The sequence below is a fragment of the Bradyrhizobium sp. I1.14.4 genome (assembly GCF_050435825.1).
GTDB lineage: Bacteria > Pseudomonadota > Alphaproteobacteria > Rhizobiales > Xanthobacteraceae > Bradyrhizobium.
Genome location: NZ_JBNDLA010000019.1, coordinates 58,979 through 85,092, shown reverse-complemented (window position 1 = coordinate 85,092; position 26,114 = coordinate 58,979). Strand labels below are relative to the sequence as shown.

Below are 26,114 nucleotides of genomic sequence, written 5' to 3'. Positions count from 1 at the left end.
TATGACGACATTCAAAATTCTACTCGCAACAGCGCTGCTATCGATGACTGCGGTCACCGCCGCGCGTGCACAATTGCCCACCTGGGCGGTCAGCCACCCGGCTGCCTTTGATGCGCAATATCCGGACCGTAGCGTGCTGAACGACGGCGCGTTAACGCCTGCGGGCAGAATGGGTCTCGAACTGCCCGGCGGGGCCGCTCCTGTCTTTAACGCATATGCGGCAAGGCGCGCTGCGGCCTCATCCTGCGCACAGCTCCATCATTCCTACGATCCCGCATCTCGTACCTTCCTTGGCTACGACGGCCGTCGCCACGCCTGTGATTGATGCAACTGGAGCTAGTCCGATGCGTACTTATGTTTTGGCCTTGGGCCTTCTGATCGGGTTCTGTGCATCTGCCGGAGCTGCGACGATGCACCACCGCGGACCGCGACACCCCGTCCTGCATCACGGCCGGAGTATGATCATGCGTTCCTTCGTTGCGGCACCTTATTACGACGACACGCCAAGCTACAACGATCCGTCCAAGTTTGGCGGTCAGTCGCTGGGCATGGATCCGTAGGCCGGTCCCCGACACGACCAATCCAGCACTTGACGGACGGTCGCTGGATGGTCGTTCGGCCTTCTGACGCAGGATTGTGGTTGTTCGCGACTAGCCGCGCCGGCGGGAATTCGTCTCTCGTACAACAGCTGCGATGTACCTGCTCACACAGCGTTGAACGAGCGTGAGCAAGGATTGCGTTTGAGCGAACCATGGCTGCTCACACTTATCCAGAGGGCACACTTTCTTGGCCCGTTACACCAAATGGAGAACATCGATGACGAACCTCAAAGTCTTGTCGGCTGCGCTGATCGCGGCTGCCGTGATCGCATCACCTGCAATCGCGCGCGAGACCCACACCGCCTCGCACCACATCGCCGTGGCCAATACCACTGCGCCGACCGACCCCGTCTACGTTGACGGTCACGCCTGCATTCCTGCGCCGCGCGTGGGTGCATTTGCCACCGCGCCCTGGACCGGCGACAATGTTCCTTGCGAACCGGGTTCGTATTGATCGCGCCACGGCACCAAGCGCCCCACGTTGTCCTAACTCGTTAAACCGGGGCGACTCCGTATCGCGACGCATAACGAAACGTCCAGAAAAGTCGGGCTGATGGCCTATGCCACGGCTCGACTTCCTTGTCGCGACAAGCGCGGGGGCAACGTTCTGCGCGACCAGATTTGGTGGCGCGCCGGTCGGCGTACTAGTCCGGTCCATCATTGGCGCGCCCGTGTAGCGATTGACCCTAATGAAACATCTGTTCCTGATAGGAGGCTGCCGCGTCCGCCTGCATCAAGCGCTTCTCCAACCATCCGAATCAAGCTCAGCCAACCCAACAATAAACTCGTATTTAATGGGAAAATCCGCATAAGCCGTCATCTCACAAATGTCGCATACCAAAAGGTTGCGCGATCCGAAGATCCGGTGAAGTTGAAATGGATACGCCCATCAAAGCAAAGCCGGCGGCTGACCTGCGGGACTATCTGGCGGAAGAGCGGACGTTTCTCGCCTGGATTCGCACGGGCATCGCGTTGATGGGATTCGGGTTTGTGGTCGCGCGATTTGGACTATTCGCGGACGAGCCCCAACTGTTGCAGCCAGTCCAAGCTATTCATCCGCACGAGCTCTCACTCTGGGTCGGAGCCGCGCTTATCGGGATCGGCGCGGCTGTGAACCTCTTTTCCGCGCAGCGCTTTGCGCACCTGGTGGGCAGGTTGAACCGCGATCACTTCGTGGACCGATCGCTCTCCAGGCAAGGCGTGATTGTGGCCTTGTTCCTGGCGCTGCTCGGCATTGCCATGATGATTTACCTGACCTTGTTCCTGACGCACCCGCCGGACGCGTGGCGTTAGATTTTCACATCGGATCGGCAATAGGAGGCGAAGATGGACGGCTCGAGAACTGATTACATGGATAATACGAGTGAATTGTCTTCGGCGGGACTGACCATCCGACAAAGGGAGCCAAAGAATCTGGAGTCTCCGTTCGATCGGATCGACTCCTATCTCACTCCGACCGGGCTGTTCTACATCCGCAGTCATTTTCCGGTACCAGCCCTGGATCGAGCCTCTTACCAACTGAAGATTGACGGCGCGGTCAAACATCCCTTGACACTGAGCTACGATGAGTTGCGAAGCATGCCGTCCGAGACTCACGTCGCGACTTTGGAATGCGCAGGGAATGGTCGGGTCTTTCTGGTCCCGCAGGTGCAAGGAGCACAGTGGGAGCTCGGTGCGGTCAGCAACGCAGAATGGACCGGCGTACCGCTGCGGGTGTTGCTGGAGCGCGCTGGCTTGGTAGACGATGCCTGCGAAATTGTGCTCGAAGGTGCGGATCGCGGAACACCCAAGGAGGAGCCCGTGCCTCCCGAACCGATATCGTATGCCTGGAGCCTGCCCCGAGCCAAGGCAATCCGGCCGGAAGTCCTGATCGCCTACCAGATGAACGGTCGTGATCTTCCGCGCGATCACGGATTTCCGGTGCGAGCAGTTGTGCCCGGATACTATGGAATGTCTTCAGTCAAGTGGTTAACGCGCATCCAGGCCGTACGCGAACCGTTTCGCGGCTACTGGAACACATCGGACTACGGATACTGGGCTTCGATGGAAGGAATGCCCGTGCGGCGCGCTCTGGGAGAAATGCAGCTCAAGTCCGAGATCGCTCGACCTCGTGTTTACGAAACCGTGATTCCGAACCAAGTCTACACGGTTTTCGGTGCTGCATGGGCAGGCGAAACCGACGTGACAGAGATCGCTGTCAGCACCGACGGCGGCCGAACATGGACCGAGGCAGAATTCATTGATCCGGTGCGACGGCATGCGTGGCGGCGCTGGAAATTCGAATGGCTGACACCGGAGGAGCCCGGGCAATACACGTTGCTGGCCCGCGCGAAGGATGCGAGCGGCGTAATGCAACCTGACAGACACGATAAGAACCACGGCACCTACGTGATCAATCACCCTCTCCCAATTGAAGTGTTCGTAGACGGCTCCGGAGGCAAGCGATTGTAACGCCGCAAACGCGGTCGTGCTGGCTGATCGGGACATCAGGCGACATCCGGCGCGGACAGCGCACCGGGCGCCGACGTCGGCAACGCCACAGGGTGGGTTGGCGAGGTGACGTGTCGGGGTGTCCGGGGTCGACGCCGGCCGCTACCTCCTTGCGTCACATACACACATGGAGCCCAAATGACCGCGGATCTGCAAACGGCCGCAACAACCAAGGCGGTGACGGACCGCTGGACACCGGCGCTGCTCTGGGTACTGGCGGGAGCAAGCGTGCTCGCGCACATCGCAGCTGTCGTGCTGCAGCTGCCACAGTGGCTGGCTGGCGCGCTGGTTGCGTCATCGCTGACGCTGTTCGGGTTGTTGCATGGCGCGTCGACCTACGGCTGGCGCGGCATCCTGTTCTTCCTGCTCGTCTGTCTGGGGGTGAGCAACGCGTTCGAGAACCTCAGCATCCTGACCGGTTTCCCGTTTGGCTGGTACCATTACAGCGATGCGATAGGACCCAAGCTGTTTCTGGTGCCATTGCTGATCGGGCCGGCCTATTTCGGGGTCGGCTATCTCTCGTGGACGCTCGCTCGCGTCATTCTCGGCGACGAGGACGCCAGATTGGCCGGCCGGCTCTCGTTCGCAACGCCGGTGATCGCAAGCTTCATCATGGTGTCCTGGGATCTCACCATCGATCCGCGGATGTCAACGATCACCGGCAGTTGGGTATGGCACAACGGCGGGAGCTATTTCGGCGTGCCGCTGAGCAATTTCCTCGGCTGGTATCTGACGGTCTATGTCTTCTTCCAGTGCTTTGCCCTGTATGCGAGACGTCGGCGCGCGACGCACACGAATGGGCGCGACTACCGGGCACAGCCGTTGTTCGCGTACACAGCGATCATCGTTGCTCCCATTCTAAGCCTGCTTCTTGGCAACGAGCCTGCTGCTCTTTTGACCGGCCCGGCCGGCCATCCGTGGCAGACGCAGGATATTCGGTCGGTCGCCGCGCTGGTCTGTCTCTTCACGGCACTGCCGTTCTGGCTGCTTGCGGTATTCAAGACCCGAACCTAATGCCGTACGTAGCCATCAACAGGGTATGTCGAACTGACGATTGGTCCGTCCCCGCGGCATTCCAATCACCTACGCTGACCCGTCACCGGTGAGGGACTCAGCGCCGCCGCGGCGGTGCTCGCGATTTCGGCGTCGGTCTCCTTACTCAAGCCGGCAATACCTACTGCGCCCACGACTGCGCCATTGACACGGATCGACATGCCGCCGCGCAGCACCGGGATGCCGGCAGTGACGAAGGCCGTGCGCCCCTGATTTATGTTGTCCTCGATCTCTGCCGTCGATCGTTGCAGCCGCGCCGCAGTTCGTGCCTTCTCTATGGCGAGGTCCGCGCTTGCCGGGCGGACGCGATCCATCCGCTGGAAAGCGAGCAGATCCCCGGCCGGATCAACCACTGCGATTGCCGAGGGCGCATTCCGCTGCTCGGCGTTTTCCTTTGCTGCCTGCAGGACCGTCTGGGCTCCGGCTTGATCAAGGGCCAACACGTTGATGGTCTGCGCCTCGGCTGCAAAGCAGAAGCCCGTTACGAACATTGCAACGCCAATTCCAAGTTTCGTCATTGCGAGCTTACTCAATTCGTTAAAGTTTACCGGCACGAGGATGCTACAGACAGCTTGCGTCACAACACTTATGAGGTGCCCTTGGTGCGAACCAGGTAGTCCACGATCGCCTTGGCGTCGTCGGGGCTGACGGGAGCCTTGTAGGCTGTGATCATCTTGTTGACGACTTCTTGCCAGGCCTCCCTGGAAAGCAAGGGCTGGTTCAACACGTGGTCGGCGGAGTGGCAGGCAAGGCAATTGTTGTTGATCGCATCCGATCCCTGACCGGCGGGGAACATCGCGTCGCTGGTGGGGACGTCCAGCTTCAGCGACTTCAACGTGGTGATGCTTGCGGCCTGACCTGGATACGGCAACAGAGCAAGACCGAGAACGGTGACCATCGGCAAAACAGCGCGTAGCATTCTCAGGTCATCCTGTGGCCGCGACCACATGGGTCGTTTCAATGGTGTTGAACATGTAGCCGGCCGGATTCCATATCCGGAAATCGGGCTGCGCCACGTTCTTGGTGTTGGTGCAACGAACCATCAGGGCGTACGCGCCGGGCCCGGGCAAGGTGAATTGCGTCTGCCATCGCCGGAAGCCGTATCTGCCATGGTCGGCACTGAGTTGGGTCGGCTGCCAGCTCTTGCCGCCATCGATGGACAGGTCGACACGGGCAACGCTGCAATCGCCGCCGAAGGCAATGCCCCGCGCCGAAGCCGGCGTCTCCGCCGGCACGCGGTCGCCGTCGCGGATGTTGGTGATGAAGGACCGCGGAGCATTGCGGGTCACCGGCACCATCTTGAATCCAGTCTCGCCAGGCTTGACGGTATTGTAGGGCGTATCGGGCACGCGGTAGCCCGTCGCCGTCCAGTAATTGGTGTCCGGCTGATCCAGAACTTCGATGTCGTTCAACATCTTGACCCAGTAGACACCGCACCAGCCGGGCACAACGAGCCGCAGCGGAAATCCGTTCAGCAAGGGAAGCTGCTCGCCGTTCATGGCGAAAGCGATCATCACCTCGCCGTCGCGAGCGTGATCCATGGTGAGCGACTTCAAAAACTTCGGTGCACCCTCCATCACCGGCTCGTCCAGGCCGCCGAAGCGGACCTGGATGGCGCCAGCCTTCACACCCGCCCGGTCAAGCACATCCTTGAGACGCACCCCCGTCCAGATCGCGTTGCTCATCGAACCATCTGCCCATTGAGCGCCGGCGACGCGTGGGACGGCGTAGATGCGCGAATTGCCCGCGCACTGGTTGACCGCGGCGATCTCGAATCTCGGCAATCCCTGTAAAATATCCTTGAGCGACAGCGAGAGAGTCTGATTGACCTGGCCGCGCACCGTCAGACGAAAGCTATCCACATCGATGTCTCCCGGAAAATTCGCCCAGTGCCAGCTTACATAGTGCTGGTTGTTTGGGGTGAACACACCCTTGTCGAAAACTTCGAAGGGCGTCTCAAGCCATGGCGGGCTCGAGCGCTGCAGGATCATTCGGCCCTTTTGCGGATAGGATGCGGTGATCATCCGCGTACTCGGGCCGCCCGGCACATCCAGGTCGACGGTCTCCTGCGCTGATGCCGGCAAAGGCATTAGCGCGAGGCTCGCGGCTCCCATCCCGCCCAGCACGCGCCGTCGCGTCAGCACCGATGGTTGCACGTCGCGATTCCGCATCAGTTGCTCCTATCCTGTGCCCTTGCGCATGGTCAGACCTGGTCGGCGGCGTCAGGCTTGACGACAGCTTCAGTCGGCCGGAATGTCCGCCCTGCATGCAAAGACCCGTCTGTCCTGCGATTTCGCGAGTCCTGGCGCGCTTTCGCGGTCACGGTTCGTCTACCGTGAACGCGAGCCACGCGCCTCATTTCCAGATGTAGGAAGACACGAGCGCGATACTCATCACGCTCGAGTGTTCGGCGAAGCGCGGCGGCTGAACGTATGCCCAGCAAACAACCCCTGACGTGAACTTGCGGTCAGCCATTTCGTCCGGACTTCGTCGATGTGAGAATCAATTGCACAGGAGGTGAACCGAGAGGCGCTCTGTCCCGGGCTTGCACGACCGATGGTCGGTTGCCGCTCGTCGCACGAGACGGCGAGCATGGAGGCTAATCCTAAGTCGATTTCTAAATTGGAATTTACTTGAGCTCACCGGGCATCATCGTGATGTTCCTCCGGTCGCGACCTCAAATTTCCAGCCATTGGAACCGCCCTCGATGACCCAACTCCGCCTTCTCGGCCTCTCCGGGAGCCTGCGCCGCGCTTCCAGCAGCACCGCGGTTCTTCACGGCCTTCAGGATACGCTTGCGTCCAAAGCCGTGCTCGATATCTTCCCGCTGCATGGGATACCGCTCTACAACGAGGATGACGATGGCGAGCATGCGCCGGAACAGGTGCGCGCTTTGCGTTCGGTCATCGCCACCAGCGATGGTGTGATCATGATCTCGCCCGAGTACAATCATGGCATGTCCGGCGTCCTGAAGAATGCGCTGGACTGGGCCTCTCGGCCCTTTGGACGGTCGACGCTCCTGCGCAAGCCGGTGTTGACGATGACGGCCTCGCTCGCCTTCACCGGCGGAGTGCGCGCGCAGCAGCAGATGAACGAGACGCTCGTAGCGATCCCGGCACGCCCTGTTCTCCGGCCCCAGATCGTGATCGGCGGCGTACATGAGAAGGTGCGCGACGGCCGCCTCATCGACGAAACCGCGCTTAACTTCGTGCTAGCGGGCGTGGATGATCTCCTTGAGGAGATCAGGACAACGCGGTCTGTTCGCGCGGCGGCATGATATGGCGCCAGCTCGGCCGCTCCGCCCACGGTGCGCCGCGAAAACGACCAGATAAGGGAGTTGGGTGCATACTGCCCAGCCGCGCGCTTGTCGCGAATGTCCTCGTACGCGGCGGCATTTATGCCTGATGGAGGGCCCGGAACTTGGTTCCAAAAACTGCGGCAGTGCTCGATCAGCGGTTCGCTGGCGTCATCACGACCGAGACGGACTTACGGAGAATTGTCGGGCCTGCCAACAGGTGGTTCACCAGCAAGATTCTCAGTAGGCTCGATCGCCGATGTCGGGACTTCATCGCCGCGTCGCCATTCATTGTGGTCGGCTCAACCGATCCGTTCGGCATGGTTGATCTATCGCCCAAGGGGGATAACCCGGGTTTCGTGAGGTGTCTTGACGATACGACCCTTGCAATTCCGGACTGGCGCGGGAACCGCCGCGTCGACACTTTCCAGAACCTGCTGCAAAATCCAGGCGTCGGATTGATCCTGTTTATTCCGGGTCAACGCGAAACGCTTCGCGTTACCGGCCGGGCTATCATTGTACGCGACGAGAATATCAGGAGCGCGATGGCGGATCATGGCCAAATACCCGATCTCGCGATGATCGTGGAAGTTGAAAAGGCATTTTTTCACTGCGGCAAGTGCATCACGCGTTCGAAGCTTTGGAATGCACGTTCGTGATGGCAAAGCCAATCAGGGTAAGAAGCTGTATTCAGCCAAACGCCCAAGGATCAGCCTCCTGAGAGCCTGACCGAAAAGCAACGACCATTTTCAGGACCTTTCCAACCCTCTGAAATGTGACTCAGTTTTCGTCATGGCCGGGCTCGTCCCGGCCATCCACGTCTTGCGTGATTGGCGCAAAGACGTGGATGCCCGGCACAAGGCCGGGCATGACGAGCCTGCCAAAATCTCAGATTCTGTTGGCCGCATTTTGAGTCGGACTCTGAAGTTTTTTCCTGAAAGGTCTATTCCAGCCCGGCGAGTTCTCGATCGTGTATTTTCGCGCCTTGTTCTCCGCATCCTTGCAGAACGGTAGCGTCTGATCGGCCGGCTGTTCGCTCCACGGCATATGCCGCGCCAGCTGAATGACCTCCGCTTTCGGAGATTGGCGCAAGATTGCAGCAATTGCAGCAATCGAGCCAAAGTCATTGCGAAGCGGATGCATACGTTTCAATTCACACCCGGTTCTCGCAACCGCAATCCTGCGAGACGGCGCTGCGAGAACATGAGCAGCGCTGCCGGGACCTTAATGTCTCGCAACACAGGAGCAATTCGTGGCCAAACGCCCGACACTCACCACCGACAGCGGCATGCCGGTCTCCGACAACCAGAACAGTATCACCGCGGGTCCGCTTGGACCGGTGCTGATGCAAGATTTCATTCTGCTGGAAAAGCTTGCCCACCAAAATCGCGAGCGCATTCCGGAACGCGGTCAGCACGCCAAGGGCTCGGGCGCGTATGGCAAGCTCACCATCACCCACGACATTGCGAATTACACAAAGGCCAAGGCGTTACAGAAGGGCAAAGAGACCGAGGCTTTTCTGCGCTTCTCGACGGTGGCAGGCGAGCGCGGTGCCGCCGATGCCGAGCGCGACGTCCGCGGCTTTGCGCTGCGATTCTATACCGAGGAAGGCAATTGGGACATGGTCGGCAACAATACGCCGGTGTTCTTCGTGCGCGACGCGCTGAAGTTCCCTGACTTCATCCACACCCAGAAGCGCCACCCGAGAACAAACATGCGATCGCCGACCGCGATGTGGGATTTCTGGTCACTGTCGCCGGAGAGCCTGCACCAGGTAACCATCCTGATGTCGGACCGCGGCCTGCCCCAGAGCTATCGCAATATCGACGGCTTCGGCTCGCACACCTACTCGTTCATCAACGCCAGGAACGAGCGCTACTGGGTAAAATTCCACTTCAAAACCCTGCAGGGCATCAAAAACTGGACCAACGCCGAGGCCGCCGAGAAGGTCGCCCATGACCGCGAGACCCACCAGCGCGATCTGTTCGAGGCGATCGAGCGCGGCGATTTCCCGAAATGGAGGTTCTCGGTGCAGATCATGCCGGAGAGCGACGTCGGCAAGCACTGGTACAACCCATTCGACCTCACCAAGGTGTGGCCGCACAAGGACTACCCGCTGATCGAGGTCGGCGTTCTCGAGCTCAACCGCAACCCGCAGAACTATTTCGCCGAAGTCGAGCAGGCGGCACTCTCGCCCGCAAACATTGTGCCCGGCATCAGCCATTCGCCGGACAAGATGCTGCAGGCGCGCATTTTCTCCTACGCAGATGCGCATCGTTACCGCGTAGGCGTCAATGCGGATCAGCTTCCCGTCAACAAGCCGCGCTGCCCCGTGCACACGTACAACCTCGATGGTGCCATGCGGCTCGCAGGCAACCCGAATCCTGATGCCTATTACGAGCCGAACTCATTCAATGGCCCCGCGCAGGACGAGCGCTTCAGGGAGCCAGCGCTGAAAATCTCCGGCAGTGCCGACCGTTACAATCACCGCGACGGCAACGACGACTACCGTCAACCCGGCGACTTGTTCCGGCTGATGACGGTCGCCCAGAAGGAGCAGCTCTTCCAGAACTACAAGGCTGCGATGGAAGGCGTGCCGGTCGAGATTGCCAAGCGGCAGATCGCCCACTGCTACAGGGCCGATCCCGAATACGGCGCCGGCGTCGCGAGGGCGGTGGGCATCAATTTCACACCACAGACCATCGCCGCGGAGTAGGCCCGCTTCACCGGCCGGCGGCGCTCTCCGCGCCGTCGGTCCCCCCCCCAGCGCGTGCTGTTCCTTGGCACAAGCCCGGGCGCGTCGAGGGGTCGATCTCATCTTTGGAGTCAACGATGTCCAACCTGATCGCACCAAAGCTCCTTGTGGAGTTCATCGGCACTTTCTCGCTCATATTCATCGGCGCCGGCGCCGCGGCCGTGGTCGGCGGCGGTGCCGGCCTGCCCGGCATCACCGCAATTGCCTTCGCCCACGGCTTGACCGTGATGGCTTTCGCTTTCGCCTACGGCCCCGTGTCGGGCGGACACTTCAATCCCTCCGTCACCACCGCCGTGCTTGCCGCTGGCGCCATGCGCGTCGGCGAGGCGGCCGGCTACATCGTCAGCCAGTTCGTTGGCGGTGTCCTTGGCGCCATTCTGTTGCGGACCGTGCTGGGCGGCGCCGCGACCGGCCTCGGTACACCGACACTCGCGCACCATCTTGCTCTCGGCAACACGACCGTTACGGTCACCCCTTGGGCCGGCTTTGTGATCGAGGCGGTGCTGGCCTTTTTCCTGTCCACGGTCGTGCTCAGCACGGCGGTCGCTGGACGCGCCCGCAATCTCGCGCCGCTTGCGATCGGCATGACCCTGACCCTCAACATCATCATGGGCGGGCCCCTCACGGGCGCCGCCTTCAACCCGGCGCGGGCGCTTGGCCCGATGGTCGCGACCGGCAATTTCAACGACGTCTGGCTATACCTGGCTGCTCCGATCGTTGGCGCCATCGTGGCTGCGATTCTGCACACGGGGCTCGCCCGGCTGGTCCAGGAGCGGACTGCGACGGCCGCAGTCCGGACGCCGGCCGAATGAGATCGGGCGGACTGCTAGGTCATTCGGGAGCCGCTTCGACGGATACGCCGGAGCGGAGACGCCCTACATCACCGATCTCAATTCTGAAGCCAGGTCCGCATGGCGTCGGGCGGGAGAACCCTCGGTTATCCGGGATCGCTTAACCGAGATTGCGACGGTAACGGCTCGGGGTTTGGCCGGTCAGCCTGTGAAATGCAGCGGTGAATGTGCTCGTATCGCTGAAGCCGACATCAAGTGCGATGGTCGTGACGGACAGTGCGCGATTCGCCAATAGCTGCCTGGCCCGCTCGATCCGGCGGCTCGCATGATATCTGCGCGGCGGCATTCCGAAGGACTCCTTGAACGACCGGCAGAAATGAAACGGGCTCAGTCGCGCCAGTTCGGCGAGGGTCGCGAGCGGGATGTCGTCGGCGACGTGCTCCTCGACATAGGCGGCCACCCGCTTTCTTTGCCAGGACGCGAGGCCGCCGCGACTGGTAGGCCCCCGGCGCGCAGCGTCGCTATTGATGCGAACGACTTCATGCGTCAACGCGATGCCAAGCGCTTCGCCGTATTGCCGGGGCATCGGCTGCGAGTTCTCGATCAGCGACTTCAGCTTGAGAGCGGTCTGCCAGAGATCGCTATCGAAGAAGAACAGTCGCGGCTTGAATTCGATCTCCCCGAACCGCAGCGCCGGATCGGCGAGCGGCCAGCGCGGATCGATGTAGAAATAGGTGGTACGCGTCAATGCGCGCGGCTTCTGCCATCCGCGGAAGTCGTGCCCGGCAGGTACAAAGGTGAGCTTGCGCGTGAAATTGCGCAGCGTGGACCGGGGCAGACCTTCAACAAAGGTCTCGCCGTCGTCGCGCTCGGCGACTTCAGCGGCAATGAGCAGATGCCATGGAGCCCGGAATCCATATTCAAACGGCGCGTGCCGCATGATCTGGACCGTCTCCGCGTGTAAGCCCGGCCACGTGGCAGAATGGCGTCTGACGATCTCAGGCGGCGAAATGCCGACAACCGGGCGAGGTTCAAGGCTCCGATCAGGACATGCCGCCGGCTCGGCGACTGCGCGCATGGGAGGCGGCAAAAGGTCAGCAAATTGCTTCAAGGTCGTTTTGGCGGGGCCGGCCACTGTTTGATCTCACTCGCTGCTTGATCTCACTCGCTGCTGTGATGCTCAGGCTCGCTGCTGTGATGCTCAGGTCAGGACGTCGTGGCGGTCGCGATGACTATCAAGACGTGGAGGCTGCCGTTCTCACGGCGAGTTGAGGGCCCCGACCGTCACGATCCTTTGAAGCGCGAGTCCTAACTTGGAAAATGGGACTCCTGCCGCATCGCCGGCGGCGAGGATCGCCGGCTGACGAATCGGACCAGTGTGCCGACGGTCGTGCTTCTCGTCATGCCGCTGCCGACCGACAAGCGCGCACAAGGTCCAGAAACAAGCAAAGGGCGGAGAACATCGATGAACGCGATCGTCAAGGAACGGACTGCGCGAAAACCGTTCTACGCAACCCTGTACGTGCACAGGTGCTCGCGGCTATCGCGATTGCGATCGCGCTCGGCCACTATCGGCCTTCGATCGCCGTGGACATGAAGCCGCTGGGCGACGGCTTCATCAAGCTGATCAAGATGGTGATCGCACTCGTCATCTTCTGTACCGTCGTTTCCGGCACCGCCGGAATGTCCGACATAAAGAAGGTCAGCCGGGTGGGCGGCAAGGCCCTGCTCTACTTCGAAGTCGTCTCCACGCTTGCGCTCCTGATCGGCTTCCTCGCGGCGCACATCGCGATGCCGGGCGCTGGGTTCAACGTGGATCCGGCCACGCTCGATGCGAAGGCTGTCGCACATTTTGCCGGCAAGGCGAAGGAGCAGACCGCGGAGTTCGTGCTCAACATCATTTCGAACACCGTGGTCGACGCCTTCGCGCGCGGCGACATTTTGTCGGTCGTGCTGGTTCCGGTCCTGTTCGGGTTCGTGCTGGCCTGCTTGGAAGATCGCGCTAGTCTGCCAATGTTGGCAGCAAATTCCCCAGGCGTTCGCCGCTGTTCACCGGCGTCTTATTCAACGATTATTCAACGAACGCAGCTGATGGCTAGCTAAGTACCTGAGTTTGCTGGCGCTCCCTAGGGGAATCGAACCCCTGTTTCAGCCTTGAGAGGGCCGCGTCCTAACCGCTAGACGAAGGGAGCGTTGAGAGGAAGGCAATAGCCTTGAAATCGGCCTGCCGCAAGATGGCCTGTGCATTGCGGCAGGGATTTTGTCAGCCATGCTTACCGTGCCGTGCCGGGGATTCGGCGCGGAAGCAGCCCGGAATGCCCCTGCGCGCTGCGGGGCCTCGGCGCGCGCACCCGCACGGTGCAGCGATGCGGCCGCGCCGATCGCATGATGGCCACCTCCGGATGTCATCTCTCGGTCGCGCACGGCCCTGCTTTCGCCAAACGGCAAATGCAAAACACCTGTCTGTGAAGTCACCCGGCGCCTGTCTCTGCTAACATCGCAGCCCTTCACCATGCTGCGCCCCGCAAGGCGCCGGACAAGCGAGAGGAGTGCTTGGAACAAAGCGCAAGCCCCGGCACACGGTAACATGGGCGTACGGGCAATTTTGGCTCACCAATATCTTGGCACAACAAACATCAGCGCGGCCGCAGGCCATGGAAGACGTTCCGCACCTCGCGCCGCACCGGTCAATAGCTTAAGCAGAGCGAGGACAGACCATGATCAAACTAAAAATCAACGGCCAGGAGCAGAATTGGGATGGCGACCCCGACCTTTCGCTACTCTGGTATCTTCGTGACGAAGCCGGCCTCACCGGCACCAAGTTCGGCTGCGGCCAGGCGCTGTGCGGTGCCTGCACCGTGATCATCGACAAGGAGGCGGTGCGCGCCTGCATCACCTCGGTCTCCGACGTCGCCGGCCGCGAGGTCACCACCATCGAAGGCCTGCACCCGACCGGCGACCATCCGGTGCAGAAGGCATGGCGGCAAGTCAATGTTCCGCAGTGCGGCTACTGCCAGGCCGGCCAGATCATGCAGGCCGCGGCGCTGCTGGACCAGAACCCGAAGCCGAGCCACGACCAGATCCGCGAAGCCATGTCGGGCAATATCTGCCGCTGCGGCTGCTATCAGCGGATCGAGAATGCCGTGCATCTCGCATCGACGGGGGTGTGACATGAATATCCGCACCAACATACCCACCAATTCCCGCAAGCTTCGCGGCTTCGAGAAGCACGTGAAGGTCGAGAACCTTTCGCGCCGCAGCATCCTCAAGGGTCTCGGCATCGCCGGCAGCTTTGTGCTCGCCGCGCCCGTGATGACGCGCCAAGCGTTCGCCTATGAGACCGGTGCCGGCAAGATGCCGCACGGCGTCGTGGTCGATCCGCGCGTGTTCGTCGCAATCGCCCCCGACGGCGTCGTCACTATCCTGGCGCATCGCGCCGAGATGGGCACCGGCGTCCGCACCAGCCTGCCCCTGATTGTCGCCGAGGAAATGGACGCCGACTGGTCGCGCGTCCATGTCCAGCAAGCGCACGGCGACGAGGTCAAGTTCGGCAACCAGGACACCGACGGCTCGCGCAGCACGCGGCACTATCTGATCCCGATGCGCCAGATCGGCGCCTCGGCGCGCGCGATGCTGGAAGCCGCGGCCGCCAAGAAGTGGGGCGTACAGGTCGCCGAGGTGAAGGCGCAGAACCATGAGGTTGTGCATGGCGCAAGTGGCCGCAAGATCGGCTTCGGCGAGCTCGCCGCCGACGCCGCCAAGGAGCCGGTGCCTGATATCAAGGGCCTCAAGCTGAAGGACCCGAAGGACTTCCGCTATCTCGGCAAGGGCCAGGTCTCGATCGTCGACCTCCACGACATCACCACCGGCAAGGCAAATTACGGCGCCGATATCCGCCTGCCCGGCCTGAAATACGCCGTCATCGCCCGTCCGCCGGTCACCGGCGGCAAGCTCAAGTCGTTCGACGACAGCGCCGCGATGAAGGTGCCGGGCGTCGAGAAGGTGATGGAGGTCAAGGGCTGGCCCTGGCCGTCCAAGTTCCAGCCGCTCGGCGGCGTAGCTGTCATCGCGCGCAACACCGGCGCCGCGATCAAGGGCCGCGACGCGCTGAAGATCGTCTGGGATGACGGCGCCAATGCCAAATACGACTCGATCACCTATCGTGCCTCGCTCGAGGAAGCCGCGCGAAAACCCGGCCTCGTGGTGCGCAAGGAAGGCGACGTCGATGCGGCCCTGAAGAGCGCCGACAAGGTTATAACAGGCGAATACTACCTGCCGCATCTCGCCCATGTCAGCATGGAGCCGCCGGTCGCGGTTGCAGACGTCAAGGGCGACAAGGCCGAGATCTGGGCGCCGGTGCAGAGCCCCGGCGGCACTCGCGAGGACGTCGCCAAGACGCTCGGAATCCCCGAGGACAATGTCACCGTCAACGTGACGCTGCTCGGCGGCGGCTTCGGCCGCAAGTCGAAATGTGACTTCGCGCTCGAGGCGGCATTGCTGTCGAAGGAACTCGGCGCGCCGGTCAAGGTGCAGTGGACCCGCGAGGACGACGTGCGTCACGACTTCCTGCACACGGTCTCCGTGGAACGGATCGAGGCCGGTCTCGACAAGAGCGGCAAGGTGATCGCGTGGCGGCACCGCAGCGTGGCGCCGACCATCGCCTCGACCTTCGCCGCCGGCGCCAACCACGAAGCGCCGTTCGAGCTCGGCATGGGCCTGATCGACAACCCGTTCGAGATCGCCAATCTGCAGTGCGAGAATCCGGAAGCGGCCGCGTTCACGCGGATCGGCTGGTTCCGTTCGGTCTCCAACATCCCGCGCGCCTTCGCGGTGCAATCCATGGTCGGGGAAATCGCGCATGCGACGGGCCGCGGCCAGAAGGAGATGCTGCTGGAGTTGATCGGGAGCCCGCGGATCGTCAACCTGTCCTCGGTGAAGGATCCCTGGAACTACGGCGAGCCCTATGACAGCTACCCGATCGACACCGCGCGGCTGCGCAAGGTGGTCGAACTGGTCGCCGAAAAGGGCGAGTGGGGCCGCAACGTGCCGAAAGGCCATGGCCTCGGCATCGCCGTGCACCGCTCTTTCGTCAGCTACATCGCGACCATCGTCGAGGTGGCGATCGACGACAAGGGCAAGCTCACGGTGCCACGGGTCGACACCGCGATCGATTGCGGCACTTACGTCAACCCCGAGCGGATCGAGTCGCAGATCGAGGGCGCCGCGATCATGGGGCTGAGCCTCGCCAAATATGGCGAGATCAGCTTCAAGGACGGCAAGGTGCAGCAGGGCAATTTCGACGACTTCCCGGTGATCCGGATGGACGAGTCGCCTGCAATCACCAACGTCTATATCGTGCCGCCCGGACCGGACGTGCCGCCGAGCGGCGTCGGCGAGCCCGGCGTGCCGCCGTTCGCACCGGCGCTGATCAACGCGATCTTTGCCGCCACCGGCAAGCGCATCCGCGCGCTTCCGATCGGCAAGCAGCTGGAGACCTGAGGGCGGTAGTAGCCGGAATGGAACAGCGTCCCCTCTCCCGCTTGCGGGGGAGGGCAATCGCTTTTGGCATCAACTGGCCTTTCCGCGCCGTCATGGCCGGGCTTGTCCCGGCCATCCACGTCTTTCTTCCGCGGAAACAAAGCCGTGGATGCCCGGCACAAGGCCGGGCATGACGAGTCTGTGGAGGCATCAAGCGCATATGCAATGCCCCGGGGAGAGGTGACCGAACCCGCGGCCAAAGCGAACTGAAATTCATCGTGCTGTGCACGAACGCGGACCGGGAAGCGGCGGTCTCCCCAGCCGCCGCTTCCCGATCGCATCGCCCCCTGTCGGCTACTTCTTGTCGAGCGCGAACACCCAGATCACGCCGCCTTGCGGGACGTTGTTCTCGAAGCCCGCAACCTTGCCGGCGAGCGCGTCCTGGATGCGCTGCGCGTCGACACCCCAGCCCGACTGGACCGCGATGTATTGCTTGCCGTCGACCTCATAGGACATCGGCATCGCCATGATGCCGGAGTTGGTCTTCTGCTCCCACAACAGCTCGCCGGTCTTGGCATTGAAGATGCGGAAGGCCCGGTCGTTGGTGCCGCCGGCGAGAACCAGGTCGCCCGCGGTCGCGGTCACCGAGCCGAACAGCTGCGAGGTCTTGTAGTCATGCTGCCAGACCTTCTTGCCGGTGGTTGGATCCCATGCCTGCAACTCGCCGAAATGATCGGCGCTCGGTGCCGGCGTCAGGCCGATGTCCTCCGGCTTGGTGCCGAGCCAGAGCTGGCCGGGAACCAATGGCTGCTTCTCGCCGGTGAAGCCGCCGCAGAAGTTTTCGTTGGCGGGAACATAGACGAGCTTGGTGTTGGGGCTATAGGCCGCCGACGGCCAGTCCTTGCCGCCCCACAGCGACGGACAGAACTCGACCCGCTTGCCGAGCACCGGCTTATGCTCGGGATCGACGATCGGCCGGCCGGTCTCGGCCTCGATGCCCTTCCAGACATTGGTCTTCACGAACGGCCAGCCGGCAACATAGTTGATCTTGTCCGGCTTGCGTTCCAGCACCCAGAAGATCGCATCGCGCCCCGGATGGACCAGGCTCTTGAACGACCGCCCGTCGCGCTGCATGTCGATCAGCATCGGCGCATCGACCTCGTCCCAATCCCATGAATCATTCTGGTGATACTGGAAGTGGTTCTTGATCTTGCCGGTGTCGGGATCGAGCGCGAGCACCGAACTGGTGTAGAGGTTGTCGCCGGCATGCATCGAGCCGGGCCATGGCGCGGCGTTGCCGACGCCCCAATAGACCGTCTTGGTGTCCTTGTCGTAGTTGCCGGTCATCCAGGCCGATCCGCCGCCCGACTTCCAGTCGTCGCCGCTCCAGGTCTCGTGGCCGGGCTCGCCTTCGCCGGGAATGGTGAAGGTGCGCCAGAGCTCCTTGCCGCTGCTGGCGTCGAAGCCGACGACATAACCGCGCACGCCGAACTCACCGCCGGAGCCGCCGACGATCACCTTGCCGTCGACGATCAGCGGCATCAGGGTCATGTACTGACCCTTCTTGTAGTCCTGGACCTTGGTGTCCCAGACCACCTTGCCGGTCTTGGCGTCGAGCGCGACGACGTGGTCGTCGGTGGTGGCGAGATAGAGCTTGTCCTCCCACAGCCCGACGCCGCGGCTGGTCGGATGCAGCTGGAACAGGTCGTCGGGAAGCTGCCGCTTGTAGCGCCAGTACTCTTCGCCGGTCTTGGCGTTGAGCGCGATCACCTGCCCCATCGGGGTCGCGACGAACATCACGCCGTTGTTGACGATCGGCGGCGCTTCATGGCCCTCGATGACGCCGGTCGAGAAGGTCCAGGCCGGCTTGAGGTCCTTGACGTTGGATGTGTTGATCTGGTCGAGCGGACTGAAACCCTGTCCGTCATAGGTCCGGCGATAGAGCATCCAGTTGCCGGGTTCGGGATTTTCGAGACGCGCAGACGTCACCGAACTGTAGTTTTCAATCGGCCCCGCGACGGCGTAGGTCGAAATGAGGCACGTGAATGCGACACAACTCGACAGTAACCACTGCTTGCTTGTCATGAGATGCTACCTCCCTGCTCTGTTCTGTTTTGTTTTTTCAGTTTAGGTCATGCAGAAATCCCGATGTGGCCTCATCCTCCCTGCTGAGCACCCACCTTCCCAACGAATGGCGCTGCTACCGTGATCGCGCCGTCGGCAACCGTCAACGGCAATGCCGCGAGGCGACGTGGCGCCGGCCCGAACACGACCTGCGCATTCTGCCGCGGATCGTATTCGGAGTTGTGACAGAGACATTTCAGGACGTTCTTGTCGCCCTGCTCTTGCTTCAACCAGGCGGTGATCGGACATCCGGCATGAGTGCAGATGACCGAGTAGCAGACGATGCCGTCGGGGGCGTGGGCGCGCGTGGCGTCGTCCAGTTCGTTCGGATCGAGCTTGACGAGGACGACCTCGTTGAGCCGCGAACCTTTGCGGACGACGGAGGTTTTAGGGTCCTGCGGCCAGGCCCGAACAGGCGGTCCGCCAAGCGTCAGATCATCCGACTTGATGACCTGGCCGGCCTTGTCGCCTTCGGCGCGGACCAGGACATCAGCTTTTTGCGGTCGCTCACTGGCGCCCGGCTGTTCGTCATCGTCGGCGGCTACAGGCTCGATCGCAGCGAGACAGGCGCAGCTCGCGAGCGCGGTCAACACCGTGCGACGCGTCGGGTCGATCCGCGACCCTGCTGCATCGGATTCACCGGATGGTTCGATGGAAGCGCTGGGGTTGGACTGCGACATGGCGCAAGCTGAACGTGCAACTCGGCCGAAAAGATGGCGGCACACATTCTCGATGCGCGAACGCATGCGCAAAAAAAACGCGGCAGCTTTTGGCTGATCGACTGCGCGGGTTCGCGATTGCTTCGATCAGGGCTCGTTGACGAAGGTCAGCCTGCCGACAGGTTTCAGTGTCTTTGCATCAAATGTGCGGATCTCTGTTGCACCGCCTATATCGAGCGTTAGCACGAGCCGCTCGCTGGAGACGCCCGTGGAGACGATGTGCGCGCCTTTCGGCAGCGCAGCAGTGACCTCGGATACCGAAACAGGGCTTCCCTCGCTGCGATAAAGGCGGTAGCCGATGGCAATCAATACGACGGCCACGGCCAATGCCGAGGTCAGGCCCGCGATCAGCATCATGCGCCGCACCCGCGCGATCAGCGCGGCCTGGTCGGAGGTCGGTTCGGTCACGGCGGTGTCGGTCATCACAAGGCTCTATATCTTTGCAACAGGTCGCTTTGAATCAGGTTTCTTCGAATGGCGGTCGGAAGCTGGAGGTCATCGTCGAAGGCGACGAGGGGTCGGCCCGGCTTGACCGCGTGCTCGCGCAGCGCACTCCGGAGCTGTCGCGGTCCCGGCTGAAGGCGCTGATCCTCGCCGGTTCCGTGACCGTCAAGGACGCCGTCCTCCGCGACCCCGCTTATCATGTCGTCAAGGGCGATACGATCATAATCGACGTGCCGGAGGCGGCGCCCGCCGAGCCCCAGGGCGAGGACATCGCGCTCGATATCGTGTTCGAGGACGACGACATCATCGTCATCGACAAGCCCAGGGGCCTTGTCGTGCATCCCGCCGCCGGCCACGCCACGGGAACGCTGGTCAATGCGCTGATCGCGCATTGCGGCAACAGCCTGTCCGGCATCGGCGGGGTCAAGCGGCCGGGCATCGTGCATCGCCTGGACAAGGACACCACGGGACTGATGGTGGTTGCCAAGAACGACCGAGCCCATCAGTCGCTGACGGCGCAGTTCGCCGACCACGGCCGCACCGGCCCGATGGAGCGCGGCTACATGGCGTTCGCCTGGGGCGTGCCGAACCGGCCGCATGGCACGATCGACGCGCCGATCGACCGCCACCCGCATGCCCGCGAGAAAATGGCCGTCCGCCAGGGCGGCCGCGAGGCGATCACCCATTTCGAGGTGCAGCAGAGTTTTGCCGGCCGCGACGGCAAGCCGGTCGCCTCGCTGCTGGCCTGCCGGCTCGAGACCGGGCGGACCCATCAGATCCGCGTCCACCTCGCCCATCTCGGCCACCCCCTGATGGGCGACAGCGTTTACGGCGCCCACTTTAAAACCAAGGCCGGGCAACTCGGCGCGGAAGGTAAGGACGCACTCACCGCGCTCGGCCGGCAGGCCCTGCACGCCTATTTGCTGGCATTGGAGCACCCCCGGACCGGGGAACTTTTGCACTGGGAGTCGCCTTTGCCGGAGGATTTGCTTCTCCTGCAGCGGGCGCTAGGAGCGGCGGTATGACGCACCCATCCTGGAAAAGTCACGTCATGACAACAGGTTATACCTGCCACACGGGGACGTGACGTCAGCAATCCTTCCCTATCACGGACAATTTGGTGTATGTTGCACCTGCGTTGAATATCCAACGCGGAACATCGCAGCATGGCCGGCTTTAACCCAGCGGCCACCTGCCGGGCCCGCCGCTATCGGGGGCCTGAACCACTGGAGGGCGCAAGTAATGGCCCGTACAGCTACGTTGCCGGTTCTCAATGGAGAATCCGGCCTTTCACGATACCTCGCCGAGATCCGCAAGTTCCCCATGCTGGAGCCCCAGCAGGAGTACATGCTCGCCAAGCGTTGGCGCGAGCATGACGATCGCGACGCGGCGCATAAGCTTGTCACCAGCCATCTCAGGCTCGTGGCCAAGATTGCCATGGGCTATCGCGGCTACGGCTTGCCGATCTCCGAGGTCGTCTCGGAAGGCAATGTCGGCCTGATGCAGGCGGTGAAGCGATTCGAGCCCGAGAAGGGCTTCCGTCTCGCCACTTACGCCATGTGGTGGATCAAGGCGTCAATTCAAGAGTACATTCTGCGTTCCTGGTCGCTCGTGAAGATGGGCACCACCGCGAACCAGAAGAAGCTCTTCTTCAACCTGCGCAAGGCGAAGAGCAAGATCTCGGCGCTGGAAGAGGGTGATCTGCACCCCGACCAGGTGAAGCTGATTGCCAAGCGCCTCGGCGTGACCGATCAGGACGTGGTCGACATGAACCGCCGCCTCGGCGGTGACGCGTCGCTCAACGCCCCGATCCGCGACGACGGCGAAGCCGGCGAATGGCAGGACTGGCTGGTCGACAACTCGCCCAACGCCGAAGCCTTGATGGCCGAGAGCGAGGAGTTCGATCATCGCCGCCAGGCCCTGAATGGCGCAATCGGCGTGCTCAACCCGCGCGAACGCCGCATCTTCGAGGCGCGGCGTCTGGCGGACGAGCCGATGACGCTGGAAGACCTCGCTGCCGAGTTCGGCGTGTCGCGCGAACGCGTGCGGCAGATCGAGGTCCGCGCGTTCGAAAAGGTGCAGTCGGCCGTCAAGGGCACGATTGCCCGGCAGGAAGCCGCTCTCGAAGCCGCGCACTAAGCGCGCGGCGACGAGCCAAGAGACACCAAAGCGAGACACGAAAGCCGGCGGCAACGCCGGCTTTTTTGTTATTGGGGTAGCCTTCTCACCAACTCCACTGTCGTCCTCCGCGAAAGCGGGGGACCCAGTACGCCGCGGCGGTCGAGAAAGGCGCGCAATAGCTGCTGCCTCTGGAAGACTGGATCGCCCGGTCCCGGCTACGCCAAGGCTTCGCCGAGGCATTCCCTCTTAGCTCGTCGTAGCTTTAGCGGAGGCGGCAAGCCGGGGCGACGACAGCTGTTTGCTGGGCTGCGCGCCCTCGTCCAAGCACGACGACTACCCGCCCCTACTCGCCCCACTGCCGCGCCATCGTCGCGAGCGCGCAGCCCTCGCAGTAGCGGGCGTCCTTGAAGTCGATCCAGTTGTGCGCATAGACGCGCTCCGGCGGAATGCCGTAACGCGCGCGCAGCACCCTCACCAGCACCCGCCAGGCCGCGATCTGCGCCTCGGTCGGGCCCTTCGTGACGTCGGGATAATTGCCGGCGAACTCGACGCCGATCGAATTGCTGCCGATCACCTGGTGATAGGTCGGGTGGTTGTCGATGTACTTGTTGTCGTTGCGGTTGCCGCCGTCGCCATGGGTCGGAACGAGATTGTCCGCGACCGACCAATAGACGGTGCCGTCGGTTTCGACCCAGACCATGACGCCGCGCCGGGTCGGGTTCTTGTGCTGCTCCCCGGCACCGTATCGGGCTGAACCTTGCGGTCCCTCGGTCTGGTGCACAATGATATTGCGCCAGGGATGCGATTTGGCGACGTCGCCCCAGGGCGACAGCCAGACCATCTTCAACCCGGGAATCTCAGGCGTTCCCTGCGATCGCGCGATCGCAGCGAGATCAGGGCTTTGGGCGAACGCTGCGGAGGACAGCACGAGCGCAAGGAGCGCGGCGAGCAGGCGAGGCATCATCACGGAAGGATCCAGTGTCGTCCCTCGTTAGCATGCTCAGGCGCGCTTGCGCAGGCTCGCCTCCACCAGATCGACCATCTCGGGCGGCAGCTTGGGTTCATAGGTCGCGTAGCCGTTCTTGCCGCCCTTCTTGGCGTCGTAGAGCGCGTGGTCGGCGGCGGCGATCAGGCGGTCGGGATGCACGCCGATCTCGCGGGTCCATTGCGCAATGCCGATCGAGACCGCGATGGGAATGTCCCTGCCGGTACACTGCTCGGCATCGGCGCGGCAGACTTCCAGCACGCGGCGCGCGATCATCGCGCCCTCGCGCAGCGTCGAGGACGGCAGCACGATGCAGAACTCGTCGCCGCCGGTGCGGGCCAGCATGTCGCCGGGGCGAAGCCTTGTCTGCGCCATCAGCGTGAAATGCTGCAAGCAGGCGTCGCCGGCGGCGTGGCCATGGGTGTCGTTGATGCCCTTGAAGCCGTCGAGGTCGATCACCAGCAGCGCGAATGCTTCACCGTTGCGGTCGGAGCGCGCGCATTCCTCGGTCAGCCGCTGCATCAGATGGCGGCGGTTGCCGACGCCGGTGAGATCGTCGAGCAACGCGAGGTCGGCGACCTCGTTGCGCAGCCGGTCGATCGCCATCAGCAGAAAGCCGAAATTGAGCGCCATCGACAGGAACACCATCAGCAGGATCACCAGCGACTGACCCGCATTGAAGCGAACGAACGAGAATTCTCCGGGCTGCAGCAAGGCGCCGACGAGGCGCAACGCATAAATGCCGATCAGCACGGAGGCGACGATGCCGGCAAGCCGCGCGCCGGGGCTGACGCGGCCGTTCTCGGGCGACAGCAACAGCTTCAGCGTCAACGCGAGCGGCGCGACCTGCGCGACGGTGTAGACCAGGATGCGCATCCGCATGCTGTCATAGGCAAAGATGAAGACGCCGAGGCCGGCGAAGGCGAGCGCTGCGGACAGCGCGGTGCTGCGCCAGCCCACGGGCTTGCCGTAGAACCGCTCGATGCCCATCGCGGCAAGGCCGGCGGCGAGTACCATCAGCGTCCCCGCCGCAAGCAGCGGCAGCAGCGAGTCCGTCATCATCACGCGGAGCATCGCGCAGGCGGCGCCGGCGGACGCGACGAAGGCGGACGCGGTCCAGAACCGCGCCGCGCCGAAAACTGGATAGCTGCGCGCCACATAGGCCCAGATCAGGCCGAGCGCGAGAAAATTGATGATGAATACCGTCCAAAGCGTCGGAACGCTCAACATCGCCCCTGTTCGAGACCCGTATCGGCCTCGCCTCTCCTGAAATGACCGTCCGCCCCTAGGGCGTTTCCCCCAATGACAATCCCCGTTGTCTTGGAGCACAGGATGCGGCGGCGCCGCTTAACGGACTGTCACCGCCGCGCGCCAATCCATGCTGTGGTTTTGAATTGATGAAGATGTGCGCATCGGGCATTTGCGCATCGTTAAGCACGACGGATGCAGCGACGCCGCGACGCGCGAGACGCACGCGGTGGCGAAAAAGCTGGCTAAAACACGTAACAGCTGTGGATAACACGATGACGGCGCCGTGACAGCACGCGGCAGCCGCCTCCGAATCTGCTGAGTTTGATACTGAGGATGTTGCGAGGCTGGCCCTCCGCCAAGCATGCCTCGGAGTCGCGTTCAATCCATGAAACCTTGAGAGGATACTATGGCTAAGAAAGCGAAGAAGGCGAAGAAGGCGAAGGCGAAAAAGGCCACCAAGAAGAAGGCCGCCAAGAAGTAACCAATTCCCGCCCGGGTAGCGGCTCCTGCCCTGCCCGGGCACCCAGACCGAGACGATCGGCCGCAAAAACGTCAGCCTCGAATTCATCAACCTCAAATTCACCAGCCTTAAATTCACCAGTCTTGGATCGATCGGCCCCGAGCAGATGGGCCGCAAAGCAGCAGGCGCGAGGCCTGCTTTTTTATTGCCCGCATCAAGGCGTGCGCGAAGGCGACGTCAGCGCTCCGCGAAGGCGAGCTTGGCGCCGAGCAGGGCAAAGCCTGCGGCAAAGCTGCGCCGCAGCCAGGCCATCACCTTCGGCCGGGTGACGACGCGGTCGCGCACGGACGCCGCGAACAGCCCGTAGATCGCGAACACCGCAAAGGTCATCGCCATGAACACGCCGCTGAGCTCGACCATCCGCGCCAGCGGATGCGGTTCGTCGACGGCGATGAATTGCGGCAGGAAGGCCAGGAAGAAGATCGAGAGCTTTGGATTGAGGATGTTGATCAGGATCGCAGTCCCGATCACCCGCCCGCGCGAGCGCGGCTGGATCTCGGTGTCGACGGCGAGCGCGCCGCGCTCGCGCAGCGCCTGCCAGGCCATGTAGAGCAGATAGACCACGCCGCCCCATTTCAGCGCCGCGAACGCCATCGCGCTGGTGTGCAGGATGGCGGCAAGGCCGAGCATCGCCGCGATCATCTGCGGCACGATCCCGAGCGTACAGCCGAACGCCGCCGCCACGCTCGCCCGCGAGCCCCGGGTCAGCGCCACCGCCAGGGTATAGAGCACGCCGGTGCCGGGCGAAGCGACCACGATCAGCGTGGTCAGCAGGAAGGACCAGGTCATTTCAGATGCTCAACGGATCGCGTCATTCCAGATGTTGCTTCGGCCGATCAGGTCGGTCGCGCCAAGGCGGGGCATCAACCGCCAATATCACGGCGCCTGAGCGGGCGGAAGCGGCCGAAACCCGCCGCCATGCGCCGCGCTGACAACTCCGTTATGACGGCCTGCGCGGCCCGGCGCCCGACAGCTCCGACGCCTTCATCTCGGCGACCCGGATGACGTCGAGCGGTGCCCAGGGCTTGGCCCAGAACATTGCGCCGTCGGGCAGACGCTGCCGCAGCGGCTTGCCCGAGGTGACGATGACGTCGAGATCGGGATTGTATTTCCTGGCGACATGGGCGAGTTCGACGCCGGTCATGTCTCCGGCGAGTTCGACATCCGTCATCATCAGATCGACCTTGCCGCCAGCATCCTGCAGCACCAGCTCGGCGGCCTCCGCGCTCTCGCAGGAAATGACGTCGAACTCGCTCTCCTCGAGCAGCAATCCGATCATCTCGCGCTGCATCGGGTCGTCTTCGACGACCAGGGCCTTCGCACGATAGGGTCTCGATTGTCCCATGGCTGGGCCTCCCTTGGGTTGAATGCCCCGGTTTGAGAACGTGACGAGGGTCAAACAGCTGGGCGCTGGATAGTTCGGTTCCAATCTGAGAAAAGTGGGGATACCCGCCGTGTTCCTCACGGCTCCCGCCACCCCTCGCTGAGA

The 26,114-nt window shown here is 62.7% G+C and carries 25 protein-coding genes, 1 tRNA gene and 1 pseudogene; 14 read left to right on the top strand and 13 right to left on the bottom strand.

What is annotated here, in order from left to right; translation table 11 throughout:
* Position 1 precedes the first annotated feature (1 nt).
* The 5 genes from ABIB78_RS28795 (at position 2) to ABIB78_RS28775 (ending at position 4,103) form a co-directional block, all read left to right on the top strand.
* Positions 2–325, top strand: a complete 324-nt coding sequence (locus tag ABIB78_RS28795) for a BA14K family protein (protein ID WP_429030547.1) — start codon at positions 2–4, stop codon at positions 323–325.
* Positions 326–816: 491 nt separating this feature from the next.
* Positions 817–1,053, top strand: a complete 237-nt coding sequence (locus ABIB78_RS28790; RefSeq protein ID WP_429030544.1) for a hypothetical protein — start codon at positions 817–819, stop codon at positions 1,051–1,053.
* 422 nt (positions 1,054–1,475) lie between these two features.
* Entirely contained in the window at positions 1,476–1,892 is a 417-nt protein-coding gene (locus ABIB78_RS28785) for a YidH family protein (protein ID WP_429030542.1), read from the top strand.
* Between the two features lie 33 nt (positions 1,893–1,925).
* Positions 1,926–3,050 (top strand): sulfite oxidase, encoded by a 1,125-nt coding sequence (locus ABIB78_RS28780; protein ID WP_429030541.1) that lies wholly within the window; start codon positions 1,926–1,928, stop codon positions 3,048–3,050.
* A 177-nt stretch (positions 3,051–3,227) separates the two neighbouring features.
* A complete protein-coding gene (locus tag ABIB78_RS28775) occupies positions 3,228–4,103 on the top strand; it encodes a carotenoid biosynthesis protein (protein WP_429030538.1) in 876 nt (291 codons plus the stop codon).
* A gap of 65 nt (positions 4,104–4,168) precedes the next feature.
* Here the strand turns inward: ABIB78_RS28775 and ABIB78_RS28770 are convergent, their stop codons facing one another.
* From ABIB78_RS28770 to ABIB78_RS28760, 3 genes are all read right to left on the bottom strand, one after another.
* The gene (locus ABIB78_RS28770) at positions 4,169–4,660 is read right to left on the bottom strand and encodes a GlcG/HbpS family heme-binding protein (protein ID WP_429030536.1); all 492 of its coding nucleotides are present in this window, start codon (positions 4,658–4,660) and stop codon (positions 4,169–4,171) included.
* Positions 4,661–4,728: 68 nt separating this feature from the next.
* Positions 4,729–5,061, bottom strand: a complete 333-nt coding sequence (locus tag ABIB78_RS28765; RefSeq protein WP_429030534.1) for a c-type cytochrome — start codon at positions 5,059–5,061, stop codon at positions 4,729–4,731.
* Positions 5,062–5,068: 7 nt separating this feature from the next.
* Positions 5,069–6,313 carry a molybdopterin-dependent oxidoreductase gene (locus tag ABIB78_RS28760; RefSeq protein ID WP_429030531.1) on the bottom strand — a complete coding sequence of 415 codons (1,245 nt, stop codon included), beginning with the start codon at positions 6,311–6,313 and terminating at the stop codon, positions 5,069–5,071.
* A gap of 536 nt (positions 6,314–6,849) precedes the next feature.
* On the opposite strand from ABIB78_RS28760, the gene ABIB78_RS28755 reads away from it, so the two are divergent.
* On the top strand, positions 6,850–7,419 hold the full coding sequence (locus ABIB78_RS28755; RefSeq protein WP_429030529.1) for an NADPH-dependent FMN reductase: 570 nt from the start codon (positions 6,850–6,852) through the stop codon (positions 7,417–7,419).
* A 143-nt stretch (positions 7,420–7,562) separates the two neighbouring features.
* Positions 7,563–8,096, top strand: coding sequence for an MSMEG_1061 family FMN-dependent PPOX-type flavoprotein (locus tag ABIB78_RS28750; RefSeq protein ID WP_429030527.1), 534 nt, complete (start codon positions 7,563–7,565; stop codon positions 8,094–8,096).
* Between the two features lie 229 nt (positions 8,097–8,325).
* Here the strand turns inward: ABIB78_RS28750 and ABIB78_RS28745 are convergent, their stop codons facing one another.
* The gene (locus ABIB78_RS28745) at positions 8,326–8,580 is read right to left on the bottom strand and encodes a hypothetical protein (RefSeq protein WP_429030524.1); all 255 of its coding nucleotides are present in this window, start codon (positions 8,578–8,580) and stop codon (positions 8,326–8,328) included.
* Between the two features lie 109 nt (positions 8,581–8,689).
* Here ABIB78_RS28745 and ABIB78_RS28740 point away from each other — a divergent pair, with 109 nt between their 5' ends.
* Together ABIB78_RS28740 and ABIB78_RS28735 are read left to right on the top strand one after the other, a co-directional pair.
* Positions 8,690–10,153: a catalase gene (locus ABIB78_RS28740; protein ID WP_429030522.1), complete on the top strand. Its 1,464-nt coding sequence runs from the start codon at positions 8,690–8,692 to the stop codon at positions 10,151–10,153.
* A gap of 116 nt (positions 10,154–10,269) precedes the next feature.
* Positions 10,270–11,004, top strand: coding sequence for an MIP/aquaporin family protein (locus ABIB78_RS28735; RefSeq protein ID WP_429030519.1), 735 nt, complete (start codon positions 10,270–10,272; stop codon positions 11,002–11,004).
* 139 nt (positions 11,005–11,143) lie between these two features.
* On the opposite strand, the gene ABIB78_RS28730 is transcribed toward ABIB78_RS28735, so the two are convergent.
* The gene (locus ABIB78_RS28730) at positions 11,144–12,118 is read right to left on the bottom strand and encodes a helix-turn-helix domain-containing protein (RefSeq protein ID WP_429030516.1); all 975 of its coding nucleotides are present in this window, start codon (positions 12,116–12,118) and stop codon (positions 11,144–11,146) included.
* Between the two features lie 330 nt (positions 12,119–12,448).
* On the opposite strand from ABIB78_RS28730, the pseudogene ABIB78_RS28725 reads away from it, so the two are divergent.
* Positions 12,449–12,984, top strand: a pseudogene (locus tag ABIB78_RS28725) (cation:dicarboxylate symporter family transporter); the annotation flags it as partial.
* A gap of 116 nt (positions 12,985–13,100) precedes the next feature.
* Here ABIB78_RS28725 and ABIB78_RS28720 read toward each other — a convergent pair.
* A tRNA-Glu gene (locus tag ABIB78_RS28720) sits at positions 13,101–13,175 on the bottom strand.
* A gap of 525 nt (positions 13,176–13,700) precedes the next feature.
* Here ABIB78_RS28720 and ABIB78_RS28715 point away from each other — a divergent pair.
* Positions 13,701–14,153: a (2Fe-2S)-binding protein gene (locus ABIB78_RS28715; protein ID WP_429030514.1), complete on the top strand. Its 453-nt coding sequence runs from the start codon at positions 13,701–13,703 to the stop codon at positions 14,151–14,153.
* A gap of 1 nt (position 14,154) precedes the next feature.
* Positions 14,155–16,482: a molybdopterin cofactor-binding domain-containing protein gene (locus tag ABIB78_RS28710; protein WP_429030511.1), complete on the top strand. Its 2,328-nt coding sequence runs from the start codon at positions 14,155–14,157 to the stop codon at positions 16,480–16,482.
* A 333-nt stretch (positions 16,483–16,815) separates the two neighbouring features.
* Here ABIB78_RS28710 and ABIB78_RS28705 read toward each other — a convergent pair whose 3' ends face one another.
* From ABIB78_RS28705 to ABIB78_RS28695, 3 genes are all read right to left on the bottom strand, one after another.
* On the bottom strand, positions 16,816–18,546 hold the full coding sequence (locus ABIB78_RS28705; RefSeq protein ID WP_429030508.1) for a methanol/ethanol family PQQ-dependent dehydrogenase: 1,731 nt from the start codon (positions 18,544–18,546) through the stop codon (positions 16,816–16,818).
* A gap of 71 nt (positions 18,547–18,617) precedes the next feature.
* On the bottom strand, positions 18,618–19,265 hold the full coding sequence (locus ABIB78_RS28700; RefSeq protein WP_429030650.1) for a ubiquinol-cytochrome c reductase iron-sulfur subunit: 648 nt from the start codon (positions 19,263–19,265) through the stop codon (positions 18,618–18,620).
* A gap of 126 nt (positions 19,266–19,391) precedes the next feature.
* Positions 19,392–19,727: a hypothetical protein gene (locus ABIB78_RS28695; RefSeq protein WP_429030505.1), complete on the bottom strand. Its 336-nt coding sequence runs from the start codon at positions 19,725–19,727 to the stop codon at positions 19,392–19,394.
* Between the two features lie 65 nt (positions 19,728–19,792).
* Here ABIB78_RS28695 and ABIB78_RS28690 point away from each other — a divergent pair, with 65 nt between their 5' ends.
* Together ABIB78_RS28690 and rpoH are read left to right on the top strand one after the other, a co-directional pair.
* On the top strand, positions 19,793–20,773 hold the full coding sequence (locus tag ABIB78_RS28690) for an RluA family pseudouridine synthase (RefSeq protein ID WP_429030647.1): 981 nt from the start codon (positions 19,793–19,795) through the stop codon (positions 20,771–20,773).
* A 217-nt stretch (positions 20,774–20,990) separates the two neighbouring features.
* On the top strand, positions 20,991–21,887 hold the full coding sequence (gene rpoH / locus ABIB78_RS28685) for an RNA polymerase sigma factor RpoH (RefSeq protein WP_021077401.1): 897 nt from the start codon (positions 20,991–20,993) through the stop codon (positions 21,885–21,887).
* A gap of 325 nt (positions 21,888–22,212) precedes the next feature.
* On the opposite strand, the gene ABIB78_RS28680 is transcribed toward rpoH, so the two are convergent.
* The 4 genes from ABIB78_RS28680 to ABIB78_RS28665 form a co-directional block, all read right to left on the bottom strand.
* Entirely contained in the window at positions 22,213–22,833 is a 621-nt protein-coding gene (locus ABIB78_RS28680; RefSeq protein ID WP_429030644.1) for a peptidoglycan recognition protein family protein, read from the bottom strand.
* Positions 22,834–22,869: 36 nt separating this feature from the next.
* Positions 22,870–24,084 carry a GGDEF domain-containing protein gene (locus ABIB78_RS28675; protein WP_429030503.1) on the bottom strand — a complete coding sequence of 405 codons (1,215 nt, stop codon included), beginning with the start codon at positions 24,082–24,084 and terminating at the stop codon, positions 22,870–22,872.
* Between the two features lie 718 nt (positions 24,085–24,802).
* Positions 24,803–25,414: a LysE family translocator gene (locus tag ABIB78_RS28670; RefSeq protein WP_429030500.1), complete on the bottom strand. Its 612-nt coding sequence runs from the start codon at positions 25,412–25,414 to the stop codon at positions 24,803–24,805.
* A 151-nt stretch (positions 25,415–25,565) separates the two neighbouring features.
* Positions 25,566–25,970, bottom strand: coding sequence for a response regulator (locus tag ABIB78_RS28665; RefSeq protein ID WP_429030498.1), 405 nt, complete (start codon positions 25,968–25,970; stop codon positions 25,566–25,568).
* Positions 25,971–26,114 lie beyond the last annotated feature (144 nt).